This is a genomic window from Planomonospora parontospora, assembly GCA_014647935.1.
GTDB lineage: Bacteria > Actinomycetota > Actinomycetes > Streptosporangiales > Streptosporangiaceae > Planomonospora > Planomonospora parontospora.
This window is the reverse complement of record BMQD01000005.1, coordinates 111,217-128,094: the sequence shown is the minus strand read 5'-3', so window position 1 is coordinate 128,094 and position 16,878 is coordinate 111,217. Positions and strand designations below refer to the sequence as shown.

Below are 16,878 nucleotides of genomic sequence, written 5' to 3'. Positions count from 1 at the left end.
GGGGGCGTGTGCTGTGAGCCGCCCTCCCCGTGCCGGACGCCGAAATGGGTGCCCGGGACGAAGACGTCAGCGTCCTCCTGTCACGGCACGGTGTCGTGACCGCAAGAGTCCAGAGGAGGTTGGAAGTCAGCATGCGTCGTTACGAGATGATGGTCATCCTCGACCCTTCGCTCGATGAGCGCACGGTGGCCCCTTCCCTCGACCAGTTCCTCACGGTGGTCCGCAACGACGGCGGCACCGTGGAGAAGGTCGACGTGTGGGGCCGTCGTCGGCTGTCCTACGACATCGCCAAGAAGCCCGAGGGCATCTACGCCGTCATCGACATGACCGCGGAGCCCGCCACGGTCAAGGAGCTCGACCGGCAGATGAACCTCAACGAGGGCATCCTCCGCACCAAGGTTCTCCGCCCGGACGTGCACTGACCCCGGCTTTTTTGTCGGGCGGCAGCCGTACTCTGAGCCGATAACCAGCCGAGGCCGCAGGAAGGGCAGACGCTAGCCATGGCAGCAGGCGACACTCAGATCACCATCGTCGGCAACCTCGTCGACGACCCGGAGCTGCGCTTCACCCCCGCGGGGCAAGCGGTGGCCCGGTTCCGCATCGCGTCCACTCCGAGGTTCCTGGACAAGCAGACCAACGAGTGGAAAGACGGCGAAGGTCTCTTTCTGACCTGCAACATCTGGCGGCAGGCGGCGGAGAACGTCGCCGAGAGCCTCCAGCGCGGCATGCGGGTCATCGTCCAGGGGCGGCTGCGCCAGAGGACCTACGAGACCAAGGAAGGCGAGAAGCGCACGGTCTACGAGGTCGAGGTCGACGAGGTCGGCCCGTCTCTGCGCAACGCCACCGCGAAGGTCAACAAGACCGCCCGTCAGGGCGGTGGCGGCGGCTTCGGCGGCGGCCCGGCCGGTGACCCGTGGGCCTCCGCCGCACCCGCCCCCCAGCAGGGCGGCGGCTTCGGCGGCGGGAACAACTACGGAGGCGGCGGCCAGCAGGGCGGCGGCGGCTTCGGCGGCGGCCCCCAGCAGGGTGGCGGCGGCTTCGGCGGCGGCGACTTCAGCGACGAACCGCCTTTCTAAAGGGGACGGTCCGCGGTGGCCCTCCCGGCCGCCGCGATCGCGCCCACCCAGTCCCAGTATCCGCAGCGACCATTCCCGCCTGACGGCGGGGCTCTGAAAGGAGCACCACGATGGCCAAGCCGGCACTGCGCAAGCCGAAGAAGAAGGTTTGCCTGTTCTGCCACGACAAGATCTCCTACGTCGACTACAAGGACACGGCGCTGCTTCGGAAGTTCATCTCCGACCGCGGCAAGATCCGTGCCCGCCGGGTGACGGGCAACTGCACCCAGCACCAGCGTGACGTGGCGACCGCTATCAAGAACGCTCGTGAGATGGCGCTCCTGCCGTACATGAGCACCGCGCGCTAAGGAGGTCCGGACCAATGAAGCTCATTCTCACCAGTGAGGTCACCGGCCTCGGTGCCCCCGGCGACATCGTCGAGGTCAAGAACGGCTACGGCCGTAACTACCTGCTCCCCCGCGGCTTCGCGATCCTGTGGACGCGCGGCGGCGAGAAGCAGATCACCTCGATCAAGAAGGCGCGTGACGCCCGCGAGATCCGTGACCTGGGCACCGCCCAGGAGGTCGCGGGCCGGCTCAAGTCCCTGAAGGTGACCCTGAAGACCAAGGCCGGCGAGTCCGGCCGCCTCTTCGGCTCCGTCACCACGGGCGACATCGCCGAGGCCGTCAAGGCCGCCGGCGGCCCCGAGCTGGACCGCCGCCGCATCGAGATCCCCTCGGGGATCAAGAGCCTCGGCTCCCACCGGGTCAACGTCAAGCTGCACCCGGAGGTCTCCGCGGCCCTCGACATCGAGGTCGTCGCGGCCTGACCGCAGGCGTGAACGAGGGCCCCTCCCCGGTCTTCCGGGGAGGGGCCCTCTTCTCGTGTGCCGCGTGCGCGGCCGGCACTCCCGACGGGCGTCCGGTGAACGACCGGTGCCTCCGGTGGGCGTCCGGTGGGTGCGGTGCCTTCGGCGAATGACCGGTGCGTCCCGGCGGGCGTCCGGATCCGGATGCCGGGTCCGTGCACCGGGTGCGGGGGAGGCCGTTTCTCCCCTGGTCGGCGGCCGTACGTAGAATTCGGAGGTCATCGCTCTCCCCGGAGGTTTGTCATGGTCCGTCCCTCTACGCTGCTCGCGCTCGGTGCCCTCGCAGTGACCGCGGTGGCCTGCGCGCCGGTCTCGGACACGGCGGGCCAGGCGAGCACCTCCGCTCCCGCCGGCTCCCCGGCCGCGGACGCCTGCGCCAAGGACGCGCTCGCGCTGAAGACGCCGGGCAAGCTGACCGTCGGCACCGACAAGCCCGCCTACGAGCCCTGGTTCAAGAACGACGACCCGTCGAACGGCGAGGGCTTCGAGAGTGCCGTGGCCTACGCGATCGCCGGAAAGCTCGGCTTCGCCCCCGGCGAGGTCGTCTGGGAGACGGTGCCGTTCGACGCCGCGTTCGCGCCCGGCGCCAAGAAGTTCGACTTCGACGTCAACCAGGTCTCCATCACCCCCGACCGGGCCAAGGTCGTCGACTTCAGCAAGGGCTACTACACCGTCAAGCAGGCCGTCGTCGCGGTCGAGGGCTCGAAGTTCGCCTCCGCGAAGGATCTGGCGTCGCTGAAGGAGGCCCGGATCGGAGTGCAGGTCGGCACCACCAGCCTTCAGGCGGTCAAGGACGTCATCCGGCCCACCACCGACCCCAAGGTCTACAGCCAGCAGGTCGACGCGGTGAACGCGCTGAAGAACAAGCAGGTGGACGCGATCGTGGTGGACCTGCCGACGGCGTTCTACGTCACCGCCGCTCAGGTGGAGGACTCCGCGATCGTCGGCCAGTTCGACGCCGCCGGCGGCGCCCCCGAGCAGTTCGGCCTGGTCTTCGAGAAGGGCAGCGCGCTGGTCTCCTGCATCGACGAGGCCATCGGGGAGCTCTCGTCCTCCGGCGAACTGGAGAAGATCGAGAGCACCTGGCTCGGCTCGGCCGCGGGCGCCCCGGAGCTGAAGTGACCCGTCGAGGGGCCTACGGGCCCGCCCGGACCGTCCTCACTGCGCGGACCGTCCTCACTGCGCGGACCGTCCTCACCGCCCGAACGGATTCGCGGTGCGGCGTTCCCGCCCCGGTCCGGCGCGGGGTTTCCACGGGGGTCTGGCGCGGCGTTTCCGCCCTGGTCCGGTACGGCGTTTCCGCCTCGATCCGGCCGGGCGCATGAGCGAGCGCACCTGGGTCAAGAGCGAGCGGCAGGTCCAGCGGGAGAGGGTCCGCCGGAACCGGGCGGTCCGGTCGGGCACGGTCGCCACGGTCTCCACGATCGCCTTCCTCGGCGTGCTGGCGGCGGTGGTCACCGGCTCGCCGGGCTGGCCGCGGGTCCGGGAGACCTTCTTCGACGCCGAGGCCTTCGCCAGGGCGTGGCCGGACGTGCTCGCCGGGTTCTGGACGAACGTCCAGATCTTCCTGATCGCCGAGCCGATCATCCTGGTCCTCGGCCTGTTCGTCGCCCTGGCGCGGAACCTGCGGGCTCCGGCCTTCTTCCCGCTCCGCGCCCTGGCGGTGGCCTACACCGACGTGTTCCGCGGAGTGCCGACCATCCTGGTGATCCTGCTGGTCGGGTTCGGCATCCCGGCGCTCGGGCTGCAGGGCGCGCCCACGGACGAGATCACCCTCGGGGTCGTCGCCCTCACCCTCTCCTACGGTGCGTACGTCGCCGAGGTGTTCCGGGCGGGCATCGACTCGGTCCATCCGAGCCAGCGGGCCGCCGCGCGGTCCCTGGGGTTGAGCCACGGCCAGACGATGCGCCACGTGGTGCTGCCGCAGGCCTGGCGCCGGGTCGTCCCGCCGCTGCTCAACGACTTCGTCTCGCTGCAGAAGGACACCGCCCTGGTCTCGACGATCGGTGTGGTCGAGGCGCTGCGCCAGGCGCAGATCTACGCCGCGAGCACGTTCAACTACACCCCCACCCTGGTGGCGGCGCTGCTGTTCATCGCGCTCACCATCCCCATGGCCCGCCTCACCGACCACCTGGCGGCCCGTTCGCAGAGGCGGCGCGGAGCATGAGCCTGCTGACCATCGAGGGCGTCTGGAAGAACTACCACGGTCACAGCGTGCTGCGCGGGATCGACCTGTCCGTCGAGGCGCACGAGGTGGTCTGCCTGATCGGGGCCTCGGGCTCGGGCAAGTCCACGCTGCTGCGCTGCGTGAACCTGCTGGAGACCGTCGACGACGGTGTGATCCGCCTCGACGGCGCCGACATCACCGACGTCAGGACCGACGCCGACGAGGTGCGCAAGAGCGTGGGCATCGTGTTCCAGGCCTTCAACCTGTTCCCGCACATGACCGTGCTGGACAACATCACGCTGGCCCCCCGCCGGGTGCACGGGGTCGGTCGGGCCCGGGCCGAAGAGGAGGCCCGGGACCTGCTGGACAGGTTCGGCCTGGCGGACAAGGCGGGCGCCTACCCCGACCGGCTCTCCGGCGGCCAGCAGCAGCGGGTGGCCGTCATCCGGGCGCTGGCCACCCGGCCCCGCCTGATGTTGCTCGACGAGGTCACCTCAGCGCTGGACCCGGCGCTGGTCGCGGAGGTCCTGGAGATCATCAGAGAGCTCAAGGCGGGCGGGATGACGATGATCCTGACCACCCACGAGATGGGCTTCTGCCGGGAGATCGCGGACACCGTCTGCTTCCTCGACGACGGGGTGCTGCTGGAGCGCGGCACCCCCGAGCAGATCTTCACCGATCCCCGGGAACCCCGGACCCGGGAGTTCCTGCGGACGGTGCTCGACGCCCGCCGCCTATGAGTTCCCGCCGCTTGTGATTTCCCGCCGCCTGTGAGCTCCTGCCGCCTGTGAGCTCCTCCCGGCGGACCGGACCGGTCGGGCTCCTGCGCCGCGCGAGCCGGCCCGGCGCGGTCGGCGGAGGCGCCGCCCGCGGGAGCCGGCCCGGCGCGGTCAGCGGCGGTGCCGCCCGCGGGACTCGAAGGCGGGGTCGGCGGGCGGCCGGCCTCCGGCCAGCACGCTGTTGCGCCTGCCGTACAGCAGGTAGACCAGCACGCCGAAGGCCATCCAGGCGGCGAAGTACAGCCAGGTGACGACCTGGAGGTTCACCATCAGCCAGAGGCTCGCGAGGATCGACGCGACGGGCACGTACGGCGAGAGCGGGGTGCGGAAGCCCCGGGGCAGATCGGGCATCGTCCGGCGCATCCGCATCACGCCGGCCGCCGCCGCGACGAACACACACAGGGTGCCGATCACGACCAGCGGCTCCAGCGTGAGCACCGGCACGAACTCGGCGAGCAGGATCGCCACCCCGCCGATGACCAGGGTGGCCCTGGTCGGGCTGTGGTAGGCACGGTTGATCTTGGCGAGCGGCCGGGGGAACAGCCCGTCGCGGGCCATGGAGAAGATCACCCGGGTCAGGCCCACCAGCAGCACCAGGACGACCGTGGTGAGGCCGAGCACCGCGCCGATGTTGATGACGTGGACCATGAAGCCGTTGCCCGTACGGCGGAAGGCGCTGGCGAGCGGGGCACCCGGGTCGATCCTGTCGTAGGAGGTCATGCCGACCATGACCACCGCGACCGCGATGTAGATCACCGTGGTCGCCACCAGGCTGCGGATGATGCCCCGGGGGATGGACCGGGGGGCGTCCTCGGCCTCCTCGGCGGCCGTGGCCACGACGTCGAAGCCGATGTAGGCGAAGGTGATGGTGGCCGAGGCGGCGAAGATGCCGAACCAGCCGAACGCGGTCGTCTGGCCGAAGACCATGCCGAGGAGCGGGGAGTGCAGGGTGTCCGCAGCCGTCTCGACCGGCGCGGACGGCACCGGGATGGCGGCCAGGTTGCGCTGGTCGAAGTGGGCCGCGCCGACCACGATCACCGCTCCGACGGCCAGCAGCTTGGCGATCACGATGATCCACAGGGCGCGCAGGCCGATCCGGGCGCCGAGCGCCACCACCCCGGTCAGCAGCACCAGGATGAAGAGGGTGAACAGGTCGAAGCCCTCGGCCTGGCCGATGACCCCGGAGAGCGGCCCGGGGATGGGCACGCCGAGGTCGGCCAGCATCTGGGCGGCGTAGAGCGACCAGACGCGGGCCACCACCGCCGCGGCCAGGAGCAGTTCCATCACCAGGGCCCAGCCGACGATCCAGGCCCAGACCTCGCCGAAGATGACGTAGGTGAAGGTGTAGGCGCTGCCGGAGGCCGGCATGGCGGACGACAGCTCCGCGATGCAGAAGGCCACGAGCAGGCTCGTGATACCGGCGATCATGAAGGAGAGGACCACGCCCGGTCCGGCCATGGTGGCCGCCTGCCGGCCGGCGAGGCTGAAGATGCCCGAGCCGATCATGACACCGATGCCGAGCACGATGAGGTCGGCCTGCCCGTAGGTCTTGGCCAGGCCGTGGCGTGCGCCGGTCCAGCGGTCCACGGCTTCGCTCGGCGGGAGGCGGCGGGTGATCGAAGGGGAGCGGTCCTCGGGCACGGGGCGACCAATCAGTTCGGAGCAACGTCCTTGTTGCCGGACTTGTTCACAGTGCCGCAGGGGGTCACCCGGTACAAGAGGCGGGCGATCACGTGGTGGACACCTCCCGATCACACATCGGCCAACCCGCGTGCTCCAGGGACGCGCGGATCGCGCCGGGCCGTACCGGCCGCTCCGGGCTCCGCGCCGGTCGGGTGCGGCTCGCGCCGGGCCGTACCCGAAGGGAGGGGTCACGCACGGCCCGGGCCGGACCCCGCTCCCGTCACCAGCCAGCCGTCGCCGCGTGCGCGCAGACCCAGCGTCACCAGGCGGGCCGCCATCCACAGCCCGAGCGCCGCCCAGAGCGCGACCAGGCCCCCGCCGGAGACGACGACCAGCAGCGCGGCGGGCAGATAGGCCAGCGTCGTCCACAGCCCCGCCCAGGCCAGATAGGTCTGGTCGCCGGCCCCGATCAGCACGCCGTCCAGCACGAAGACGACCCCGGCGACCGGCTGCAGGAGCGCGACCACCCAGAGCAGGGGGAGCAGTTCCCCGGTCACCGCCGGCCCGGTGTCGAACAGCACGGGCATGAGCGGCGCGGCCGCGAGTACGGACAGGCCCAGCACGACCCCGGAGCCGACACCCCACGCCACCATCCTCCGGGTCGCGGCCCGGGTCCCCGCCACGTCCCCGGCGCCCAGGGTGTGACCGGTGATGGCCTGCCCGGCGATGGCGATCGCGTCCAGGGCGAAGGCCAGCAGGATCCAGACCCGGAAGACGATCGTGTGGGCCTCCAGCCGCTCGTCCCCCATCCGGGTGGCCACCGCCGTCGCGATGACCAGCACCGCCTGCAGGCAGAGCGTGCGGACGACCAGCGCGACCCCGGCCGATCCCGCCGCCCTGATCCCGGAGAGGTCGGGCCGGAACGGCGCCCGGTGACGGCCGAACATCATGGCCAGGTAGACCGCGGCGGCCACGGTCTGAGCCGTCACGGTGCCCCAGGCCGACCCGGCCAGGCCCCAGTCCAGGACCAGGACGAACACGCCGTTGAGCACCGCGTTGAGCGCGAAGGACCCGACGGAGACCAGCAGCGGCGTCGCGGTGTCCTGCATGCCGCGCAGCACGCCGGTGCCGGCCAGCACCAGCAGCATCGACGGCACGCCGAGCAGGCTGATCCGCAGATAGGTCACCGCCTGCCGGGCGAGCTCCCCCTCCGCGCCGAGCAGGTGGACGAGGTACGGCGCGAGCGGCCACACCACCGCGACGACCGCCACCCCGACCCCGGCGGCGAGCCAGAGGCCGTCCACCCCCTGCCGGAGCGCCCGCCGCAGGTCTCCCGCGCCCAGCTGGCGGGCCACCGACGCCGTCGTGCCGTACGCCAGGAAGACGCACAGGCCCACCACGGCGCTCAGCACGGTGCCCGCGACGCCCAGCGCGCCGAGCGCGGGCGCGGGCAGGCGCCCGACGATGACGGTGTCGGTGAGCAGGAACAGCGGCTCGGCGACCAGCGCGCCGAAGGCGGGGACGGCCAGCCGGAGGATCCGCCGGTCGTCCGCGTGGAGGGTAAGAGGCACGTGTTAATTGTGCCTCTTACCTCCGACAGGATCCCGTACGGGCGGAAGCCGGTGGCGGCGGCCGCCCGGTCCGGGCGCGCTGTCACAACTTTCTTTCCTCCACAGGCGGTGGATTAAGTCTTCCCAGCTCAGGGCGGTCTTCCATTCTGTGGAAAACAGTTATCCACAGGATTGTCCCCAGGGTGCCCACACCCCTGGGGGAGAACTGCACACGTTATCCACAGGTCTGTCGACAGGTCGCGTTGCCGCCCGGTCCGCGGAGCGGCGAGACTGTCAGACCGGTCGGCTAAAACTAGGGGTGGCGCGACCGCCAGGAAAGAGGGGGTGCGCGGTGAGCATCGCAGATCCACCGGTCTTCGAGCCGGGATTCGAGCGCACGCCGCCGAACAACATCGAGGCCGAGCAGTCCGTGCTGGGCGGCATGCTCCTGTCCAAGGACGCCATCGCCGACGTCGTCGAGATCCTGCGGTCCGACGACTTCTACCGTCCGGCCCACCAGCTCATCTACGACATCATCACCGCCCTCTACGGCCGGGGCGACCCGGCTGACGCCGTCACGGTCTTCGACGAGCTGCAGAAGCGCGGCGAGGTCGCCCGGGTCGGCGGCGGAGCCTACCTCCACACGCTCACCGCCGTCGTGCCCACCGCCGCGAACGCGGGCTACTACGCGCGGATCGTCCGTGAGCAGGCCATCCTCCGCCGCCTCATCGAGGCCGGCACCCGCATCGTCTCCTTCGGGTACGGCGGGCAGGACGAGGAGGTCGACGACCTCGTCGACCGCGCCCAGGCCGAGATCTACAAGGTCACCGAGCGCCGCACCTCCGAGGACTACGCGCCGCTGGCCGACATCATGCCCGGCGCGCTCGACGAGCTGGAGGCCATCGGCGGCCGGAGCGGCCAGATGGTCGGCGTCCCCACCGGCTTCCAGGACCTCGACGCCCTCACCAACGGCCTCCACCCCGGTCAGATGATCGTCGTGGCCGCCCGACCTGCCATCGGCAAGTCGACTTTGGGACTGGATTTCGCAAGATCTGCCGCTATCAAGCACGGTATGACCACTGTCGTGTTCTCGCTGGAAATGTCCAGAAACGAGATCACGATGCGTCTGCTCTCGGCCGAGGCGCGGGTGGCCCTGCACTCCATGCGGTCGGGCTCGATGACGGACGAGGACTGGGCCAGGCTGGCGCGGCGGATGGGCGAGGTGGCCGAGGCCCCGCTCTACATCGACGACTCGCCCAACATGTCGATGATGGAGATCCGGGCCAAGTGCCGCCGGCTGAAGCAACGGCACGACCTGCGCTTCGTCGTCATCGACTACCTCCAGCTGATGTCCTCGCCGAAGAAGACCGAGAGCCGGCAGAACGAGGTCTCGGAGATCTCCCGTGCGATCAAGCTGCTCGCGAAGGAGCTGGAGGTCCCGGTCATCGCGATCTCGCAGCTGAACCGCGGTCCGGAGCAGCGGACGGACAAGAGGCCCATGGTCAGCGACCTTCGTGAATCAGGTTGCCTTACGGCCGATACCCGGATTCTCCGTGCCGACACCGGGGCTGAGACATCCCTGGGTGAGCTTCTTGAAAGCGGTGAGCGGGACATTCCGGTATGGTCGCTTGACGAGCGGTTGCGGCTCATTCCGCAAACCATGACCCACGTGTTTCCGAGCGGGGTCAAGGAGGTCTTCCGCCTGAGGCTGAAGTCCGGCAGGGAGATCAGCGCGACCGCGAATCACCCCTTCATGACCTATGGCGGTTGGCGTCCGCTGGGAGAGCTCCACCCGGGAGTACGGCTGGCGGTGCCACGCCATGTGCCGGCGCCTGAGCAGATCGAGGCATGGCCGGAGAACGAAGTCATCCTGCTGGCACACATGATCGGTGACGGATCCTGCCTGAAGAGGCAGCCCGTCCGTTACGCCAGCAAGGACGAAGCCTGCCTCGCAGCGGTGGCTCATGCGGCCGGGCATTTCGGCATCACAGTGGTCCGGGACGAATATGAGGCGGCGAGGGTCACCACCTTGCGACTGCCGGCGCCGTACCGCCTGACCCACGGCAAACGGAATCCGATCGCCGCCTGGATGGACTCACTGGGACTCTTCGATCGGAGAAGTCACGAGAAGTATGTCCCTGAACCGGTCTTCTCGTTGGCCAAGTCGCAGATCGCTCTCTTCCTGCGGCATCTGTGGGCGACCGATGGCTGTGTCTGGTGGGATGAGAAGGCCGGTCAGGCCCGGATCTACTACGCCTCGACGAGTCGGCGCCTGATCGATGACGTGGCCCGATTGCTGCTCCGTTTCAACGTGATGACCCGGGTGAAGGAGATCCGAGAAGGGAATTACCGCCCCGGATATCAACTGCTCATCTATGGTGCGGAGAACCAACTCCGCTTCCTCGACGAGATCGGCGTGCACGGCGAACGATCGGTGCAGGCTGAACGCTGTAGCGCGGCCTTGCGTGAGATGAAGGGCAACACGAACCTCGACACCGTGCCTCGTGAGGTCTGGGAAAAGGTCCGGTCGGTGCTGGCAGAGAAAGGGGTGACGCACCGGGAATTCTCAGCGGAACTCGGTACCAAATTCTGCGGAAGTACGCTCTGGAAGCACGCGCCCAGCCGCGAGCCACTCGGAAGAGTGGCTACGATCCTGGATGACGCGCAGTTGGAGATGCTGGCCACCAATGACGTTTTCTGGGACGAGATCGCTTCCATAGAGAGCCAAGGGGAGCAGCCCGTATACGATGCGACTGTTCTGGGAACTCATAATTTCGTGGCGAATGGCATAAGCGTCCACAACTCCATCGAGCAGGACGCGGACATGGTCATCCTCCTCCATCGGGAGGACGCGTACGAGCGCGAATCCCCCCGGGCGGGTGAGGCCGACCTGATCGTGGCCAAGCACCGTAACGGCCCGACCGCCACGGTCACCGTGGCCTTCCAGGGCCACTACAGCCGCTTCGTCGACATGGCGCCTCACTAGGACGTGCCAGGACTCCGGTCCGGACGCCCGCCGGTGGAGCCGTCCTCTCTCCGGCGGACGCCGGCCGCCGCCGTCCGGGGTGCTTCCGGCGGTGCGCGGCGGCCTGCCGTACGGGGTCAGATCACCGTGCGGACGTGGGTGGTGAGGCGGCGGCCGTCGAAGACGTGCAGGGCGAACTGGGGCGGCAGGCCCCGGTCGACCGGGATCCGCTCGGCGGTCTCCGCCGGGGTCAGGGCGGTGCTGACCACACCGGGGGCGACCAGCAGGGGCAGGCCCGCGAACACGGTGCTCGCCGGGGTGTGGGCGTGCCCGGCGAGCACGGCGACGACCTGGGGGTGCCGGCGGAGCACCTCCTCCAGCCTTTCGGGGGAGCGCAGCCCGATCCCGTCCACGTAGGGGATGCCCAGCGCGGCGGCCGGGTGGTGCATGCCGATGAGGGCGGGGGTGCCGGGCGACCCGGTGAGCACGGCGTCCAGCCAGGCGATCGTCTCGTCCTCCAGGAACCCCTCCGGCCGCCCGGGGACGCTGGAGTCGCACAGGGCGACGGTGAGGCCGTCGAGCCGCAGGACCCGGTTGACCGGACGGGCCCCGCCTCCGTTCCCGCCGTCGGCTCCGTTCCCGGCCCCGCCACTCTCCTCACTGAGGAGGACCTTGCGGAAGGCCGTACGGTCGTCGTGGTTGCCCGGGCACACGGCCGTGGGGAAGCGGGAGGCCAGCAGGCCGCGCGCGGTCTCGTACTCCTCCACCGCTCCGTGGTCGGCGATGTCGCCGGTCACCAGGACGGCGTCCAGCGGCCCGGGAAGGCTCTCCAGGTGCCGCATGACGGCCCGGGTCCGGTCGGCGCTGCGCGGGTCGTCGTCGATGTGGGTGTCGCTCAGGTGCGCCAGTGTCAGCATGCCAGGAGCCTGGCACGGAGTCCGGTACGGCGGGCGGGCCACATCGTCCCCGCTTCGCCGCAAGGGAGTGGACCACCGGTCCCGCGGCGGGTGGCAGGCGAGGGGTGCCGGCCTCGGGGCGTCCGGTAGGGGGCGGAGCGCCGGTCCCGCGGCGGGTGGCGGGGCCGGCTCCGGGGTGTCCGGCCGGTGGAGAGCCCGGCTCAAGGACGTCCAGCGGGTGGAGGGGACCGGTTCGAAGGCGTCCGGCGGGAAGACGCAGGCCGGAGCATATGAGGTTTCAAGTCATCCTTAAGTCACTTGTGGCAGGGTTTGCGCCAGCTGCTCAACGACTGCGGGGTGGGGATGTTCGGGATCGTTCGGCCATGTCGTCACGGAATGTGCCGGGGACTGTTCGCGTCGTGGATGGCGCACCTGTGCGGGCTCTGCCTGGCGCTGCGCGACGAGCACGGGCATGCGGCGCGGCTGGTGACCAACTACGACGGGCTGCTCGTCTCGGTCCTGGCCGAGGCCCAGTCCCCGGCGCTCTCCCCGCGCCGCCGGGCCGCCCCGTGCGCGCTGCGCGGATTCTCCGGCGCCGAGGTGGTCGGCGCTCAGGCCGAGGGAGTGCGGCTGGCGGCGGCGACCTCGCTGATCCTGGCGTCGGGCAAGGTCAGGGACCACATCGCCGACGGCGACGGGATGTACGCCCGGCGCCCGGTCGCCGCCGCGGCGGGCCGGGTGGCCGCGCGCTGGGAGGCAGCCGGGACCCGGACGGCCACCGCCGTCGGGTTCGACGCGGGGGTGCTGGTGGACGCGGTGGCCCGGCAGGCCCGGCTGGAGGCCGAGCCGGGACTCGCCCTGCTCGCGCTGACCGCCCCGACCGAGGACGCGGTCGCCGCCGCGTTCGCGCACACGGCGGAGCTGGCCGGCAAGCCGCACAACGCCGTCCCGCTGGCCGAGGCGGGACGCTGCTTCGGGCGGCTCGCCCACCTGGTGGACGCGGTGGAGGACCTGGAGGAGGACCGGGCGGCGGGCGCCTACAACCCGCTGCTCGCCACCGGGACCGACCTCGCCGAGGCCCGGCGGCTCTGTGACGACGCGCTGCTGGGCCTGCGGCTGGCGGTGGCCGACCTGGACCTGGAGGAGCGGGGCCTGGTCGAGGCGCTGCTGGTGAAGGAGGCCCGCCGCTCGGTGGACCGGGTCTTCGCGCAGGGCTCCCCGGCGGCCGGTGACGCCTGCGTCCGGGAGGCCGCGGAGACCCGGCGGGCACCGGGCGGGGACGCTCCGGCGGGGTCACGGGAGACACAGGGCGGGGACGCTCCGGCGGGGTCACGGCGGAAGGGCGGCCCCGGGACGGCTCCGCCGCGCGACCCGAGGTTGCAGCCGGAACCCGGCTGCGGGCCCCGGCTCTGCTTCGCGCTCAGTTTCATGGCCTGCTCGTGCGGGCTCTACCGTCCGCCGTGGGACGAGGACCGGTACAAGTCCTGCGGCGAGCGCCTCGACTGCGGCGGCTGCGACGCCTGCGGGCAGTGCTGCAACGCGTGTTCGGGATGCTGCGACGGCTGCTCGTGCTGCTGCGACGGCTGCGGCTGCGACTGCTGAACCTCCCTTGCGGTGCGGCGGTGGTGCGGCGGCGGGGCCGGGAGCCGAGACCCCGCCGGAGCCCGCCCGAGGGTGGGGCCGGTTCTCAGGGCAGCAGGACCAGGCGGCCGCGGAAGCCCCCCTCGGCCAGCCGCTGATGGGCGGTCGCGGCCTCGGCGAGCGGGAGGGTGCCCGCCACCCGCGGGGTCAGGCGGCCCCCGTCCACGAGCCGGACCAACTCGGCCAGGCGGGCGCCGTCCGCACGGACCCAGACGTTGGCCACCCGGATGCCGCGCAGCGGGAGGGGCGCGGCGCCGCCGATCACGGCCACGAACGAGCCGCCGCCGCGCACCGCGTCCAGCGCGGGCAGGCCGACCACGGCCGCGTCGATCGCGCCGTGCGCCCCGCCGGGGACGAGCGCCCGCACGGAGGCGCTCAGGTCGGCGCCGCGGGGGACGAAGAACTCGGCGCCGAGCTTCCTGACCGTCTCCTCGTCCGCCGCGCCCGCCACCGCGACCACCCGCAGCCCGCGGGCCGCGGCGAGCTCGACGGCGTAGCCGCCCACGGCTCCGGCGGCGCCGGTCACCAGCAGCGTCTGCCCCTCCTGCAGGCCGGCGAGGTCCAGGGCCTGGGCGGCGGTCAGGCCGTTCAGCGGGATCGTCGCGGCCTCGGCCGGGGTGGCGTTCCGCGGAGCCGGGGCCACCGCGTCGGCGTCGAGGACGATCTGCTCGGCGTATCCGGCGTGGGGGACGTCGAGCCGGTCGGAGACTCCGATCACCCGGTCGCCCGGTGTGAACGCCTCCACCCCCGGGCCGACCTCGTCGACCACCCCGGCCACGTCCCAGCCGACGCCCTGCACCTCGCGGGCGGTCGTCAGCCCGAACTCGACGAGCATCCCCGTCCTGGTGGCGGCGTCGACCGGGTTGACCCCGGCGGCCTCGACCCTGATCCGGACCTGGCCGGGTCCGGCCGCGGGGACCGGGACGTCGACCGTCTCCAGGACCTCCGGGCCGCCGAACGAGCGGATCACCACAGCGCGCATCTCTGTCTCCTGAATCGTGTTCCGGCGAGGATGCGACAAACTTACGGAGTGCTACTCTCTCTCGGGAAGTACGCACTTCGAAGTGCGTACCGCACGGGGAGGAGCGCCATGGCCACCAGAACGATCGAACAGCGGCGGCAGGACGCCCGCGCCGCGTACGACGCCTACCTCGCCGCCTGCCCGGCCAGGCAGCTGCTCGACACGATCAGCGACAAGTGGGTCAGCCTGCTGCTGAACGCCCTCGCCGACGGTCCGAAGCGCTACAGCGACCTGTCCCGGATAGTGGCCGGGGTCAGCCAGAAGATGCTCACCCAGACCCTGCGCTCCATGGAGCGCGACGGCCTGGTCACCCGTACGGTGACCCCGGCCGTCCCCGTCCGCGTCGACTACGAGCTCACCGGCCTCGGCCGGGACCTGCAGCCGCTGATGCGCGCCATCAAGTCCTGGGCCGAGTCGCACATCGAGCAGGTCCACGAGGCCCGCGCGGACTACGACGCCCGCGCGTGACCGGGCAGTCCGACCCTCGCGCGTGACCGGGCAGTCCGGCCGTCCGCGCGTGACCGGGCGGGCGCGTTATCGGATGGTCCGGCCGTCCGCGTGCGACCGGGCGGTACGGCCCGCCGGCCGTACCGCCCGGTCGCACACCCGCCGGGAAGCGGGACCACCGCCGCCGGACGGAGTCACTGCCAGCGGAAGAGCCGGGCCGCCAGCCCGCCGAAGAGCAGCAGGGTCGCGGCCATCACCACCAGGTTCAGCGTCTGCGGGGCGCCGCCCGCCCAGGTGTCCCGCAGCGCCTGGCCGAACGGGGCCAGGGGCAGGAAGTCCCCGATCCGCTGGAGCAGGTCGGGCATGAACTCCCGGGGGAACCACATGCCGGCCACGAACATCAGCGGGAACATCAGCAGCGAGCCGATGGCCGGCGCGGCCTTGGCGTTGGGGGCGACCGCGGCGATCAGCAGGCCGACCGCGAACAGCGAGGCGGTGCCGAGGAGGAAGACCCCGACGAAGGGCAGCGGGTTCTTGGGCACGGGCACGTCGAGGAAGAGGTTGCCCAGGACGACCAGCAGGGTCGTGGCGATCACCGCGACGGCGAGGTTGTTCACCAGCTGGGCGACCAGCACCCGGATCGGGCTGACCGGTGTGGTGGACATCCGGCGCAGCACCCCCGCCTCGCGGTAGGCCGCCAGCGTGCCGGGCAGCACGGTCAGCGCCATCGTCACCACGGACAGGATCGTCATCATCGCGGGGAAGTAGTTGTCGATCCCCCGCTGACCGCCCATGTCCGGGCTCGCCTCCCGGAGGCCGGGGATGACGTTGCCCAGGCCGATCAGGAGCACCAGCGGGAGCAGGATCGCGAAGATCAGCCCGCCGGGCTCGCGGAGGAACAGCTTGGCCTCGGTCGTGATCATCTTGCTCATCGGGCGTCTCCATTGGTGATCTTCTTGCCGGTGAGGGCGAGGAACGCGTCGTCGAGGTTGGCCTGCTCGACGCGGAGGTCGGCGGGGACGACCCCGGCCGCGGCCAGGGCGGTGGTGACCGCCAGCAGCAGGTTGCCGGAGCCGGTGACCTCGACCCTCCCGCCGCCGCCGTGCACGCCGGTCACCTCGGGCAGCGCCTTCAGTACGGCGTCGTCGAACGGTCCCGAGGGCCGGAACCTGACGGTCTGCTGCCGGTCGACCCGGGAGATCAGCCCGGCGGGGCTGTCGACGGCGACCACCCGCCCGGAGTCGATCAGCGCGATCCGGTCGCAGAGCCGCTCGGCCTCCTCCATGAAGTGGGTGACCAGCACGATCGTCACGCCGTCCGCCCGGACCTGCTCGATGAGATCCCAGGTGTCCCGGCGGGCCTGCGGGTCCAGCCCGGTGGTCAGCTCGTCCAGGATCGCCACCTCGGGGTCGCCGACCAGTGCCAGCGCGATGGAGAGCCGCTGCTGCTGGCCGCCGGAGAGCTTGCCGTACCGGGCGTCGCGCTTGTCGGCGAGCCCGACGCGCTCCAGCAGCGCGTTCCAGTCGGCGGGCTTGGAGTAGAAGGAGGCGTACAGGTCCAGCGCCTCCCAGACCTTGATCTTCTCGGGGAGTGCGGAGCTCTGCAGCTGCACGCCGAGCTTCTCCTTGAGCGCGTCGCGGTGCAGGCCGCCGAGCACCCTCACCGTGCCGGAGTCGGGGGTGCGCAGGCCGGCGACGCACTCGACGGTGGTCGTCTTGCCGGCGCCGTTGGGGCCGAGAACGCCGAAGATCTCGCCCTCCTCGACGGTGAACGACACGTCGTCCACCGCGAGCCGGTCGCGGTACCGCTTGCGGAGGCTGTCAACCTCGATCACCTTCATGACCACGACGCTACGGACGGCGCCGC

Annotated in this window: 16 protein-coding genes; 10 read left to right on the top strand and 6 right to left on the bottom strand. The window is 71.2% G+C overall.

Going from position 1 to position 16,878, the window contains the following annotated elements:
- Positions 1–131: 131 nt before the first annotated feature.
- The 7 genes from rpsF to IEZ07_RS09850 all read left to right on the top strand — a co-directional run bounded on the left by rpsF (position 132) and on the right by IEZ07_RS09850 (position 4,830).
- The gene (gene rpsF / locus IEZ07_RS09880) at positions 132–422 is read left to right on the top strand and encodes a 30S ribosomal protein S6 (protein WP_068900348.1); all 291 of its coding nucleotides are present in this window, start codon (positions 132–134) and stop codon (positions 420–422) included.
- Between the two features lie 78 nt (positions 423–500).
- Positions 501–1,076, top strand: a complete 576-nt coding sequence (locus IEZ07_RS09875) for a single-stranded DNA-binding protein (protein ID WP_191894460.1) — start codon at positions 501–503, stop codon at positions 1,074–1,076.
- 110 nt (positions 1,077–1,186) lie between these two features.
- Positions 1,187–1,423 (top strand): 30S ribosomal protein S18, encoded by a 237-nt coding sequence (gene rpsR / locus IEZ07_RS09870; RefSeq protein ID WP_012895699.1) that lies wholly within the window; start codon positions 1,187–1,189, stop codon positions 1,421–1,423.
- 14 nt (positions 1,424–1,437) lie between these two features.
- Entirely contained in the window at positions 1,438–1,884 is a 447-nt protein-coding gene (gene rplI / locus IEZ07_RS09865; RefSeq protein WP_191894459.1) for a 50S ribosomal protein L9, read from the top strand.
- 282 nt (positions 1,885–2,166) lie between these two features.
- Complete coding sequence (locus IEZ07_RS09860) at positions 2,167–3,045, top strand: ABC transporter substrate-binding protein (protein WP_191894458.1); 879 nt, start codon at positions 2,167–2,169, stop codon at positions 3,043–3,045.
- A 199-nt stretch (positions 3,046–3,244) separates the two neighbouring features.
- A complete protein-coding gene (locus IEZ07_RS09855; protein ID WP_191894457.1) occupies positions 3,245–4,090 on the top strand; it encodes an amino acid ABC transporter permease in 846 nt (281 codons plus the stop codon).
- Complete coding sequence (locus IEZ07_RS09850; protein WP_191894456.1) at positions 4,087–4,830, top strand: amino acid ABC transporter ATP-binding protein; 744 nt, start codon at positions 4,087–4,089, stop codon at positions 4,828–4,830. Before IEZ07_RS09855 ends, IEZ07_RS09850 begins: the two co-directional genes overlap by 4 nt.
- A gap of 150 nt (positions 4,831–4,980) precedes the next feature.
- Here IEZ07_RS09850 and IEZ07_RS09845 read toward each other — a convergent pair whose 3' ends face one another.
- Complete coding sequence (locus IEZ07_RS09845; protein WP_068900359.1) at positions 4,981–6,510, bottom strand: APC family permease; 1,530 nt, start codon at positions 6,508–6,510, stop codon at positions 4,981–4,983.
- A 230-nt stretch (positions 6,511–6,740) separates the two neighbouring features.
- Positions 6,741–8,063, bottom strand: coding sequence for an MATE family efflux transporter (locus tag IEZ07_RS09840; RefSeq protein ID WP_191894455.1), 1,323 nt, complete (start codon positions 8,061–8,063; stop codon positions 6,741–6,743).
- A 421-nt stretch (positions 8,064–8,484) separates the two neighbouring features.
- Here IEZ07_RS09840 and IEZ07_RS09835 point away from each other — a divergent pair, with 421 nt between their 5' ends.
- Positions 8,485–11,028 (top strand): replicative DNA helicase, encoded by a 2,544-nt coding sequence (locus tag IEZ07_RS09835; protein WP_239319962.1) that lies wholly within the window; start codon positions 8,485–8,487, stop codon positions 11,026–11,028.
- A 116-nt stretch (positions 11,029–11,144) separates the two neighbouring features.
- Here IEZ07_RS09835 and IEZ07_RS09830 read toward each other — a convergent pair whose 3' ends face one another.
- Positions 11,145–11,924, bottom strand: a complete 780-nt coding sequence (locus IEZ07_RS09830; RefSeq protein ID WP_191894453.1) for a metallophosphoesterase — start codon at positions 11,922–11,924, stop codon at positions 11,145–11,147.
- Positions 11,925–12,266: 342 nt separating this feature from the next.
- Between IEZ07_RS09830 and IEZ07_RS09825 the strand changes: the two genes are divergently transcribed.
- Entirely contained in the window at positions 12,267–13,505 is a 1,239-nt protein-coding gene (locus IEZ07_RS09825; RefSeq protein ID WP_191894651.1) for a DUF5685 family protein, read from the top strand.
- A gap of 85 nt (positions 13,506–13,590) precedes the next feature.
- Here the strand turns inward: IEZ07_RS09825 and IEZ07_RS09820 are convergent, their stop codons facing one another.
- On the bottom strand, positions 13,591–14,526 hold the full coding sequence (locus IEZ07_RS09820) for an NADP-dependent oxidoreductase (protein WP_191894452.1): 936 nt from the start codon (positions 14,524–14,526) through the stop codon (positions 13,591–13,593).
- 108 nt (positions 14,527–14,634) lie between these two features.
- Between IEZ07_RS09820 and IEZ07_RS09815 the strand changes: the two genes are divergently transcribed.
- Positions 14,635–15,033, top strand: a complete 399-nt coding sequence (locus IEZ07_RS09815) for a winged helix-turn-helix transcriptional regulator (RefSeq protein ID WP_191894451.1) — start codon at positions 14,635–14,637, stop codon at positions 15,031–15,033.
- Positions 15,034–15,206: 173 nt separating this feature from the next.
- Here the strand turns inward: IEZ07_RS09815 and IEZ07_RS09810 are convergent, their stop codons facing one another.
- Both IEZ07_RS09810 and IEZ07_RS09805 read right to left on the bottom strand, forming a co-directional pair.
- The gene (locus tag IEZ07_RS09810; RefSeq protein ID WP_191894450.1) at positions 15,207–15,944 is read right to left on the bottom strand and encodes an ABC transporter permease; all 738 of its coding nucleotides are present in this window, start codon (positions 15,942–15,944) and stop codon (positions 15,207–15,209) included.
- Positions 15,941–16,852, bottom strand: coding sequence for an ABC transporter ATP-binding protein (locus IEZ07_RS09805; RefSeq protein ID WP_191894449.1), 912 nt, complete (start codon positions 16,850–16,852; stop codon positions 15,941–15,943). The genes IEZ07_RS09810 and IEZ07_RS09805 overlap by 4 nt, the downstream gene beginning before the upstream one ends.
- Positions 16,853–16,878 lie beyond the last annotated feature (26 nt).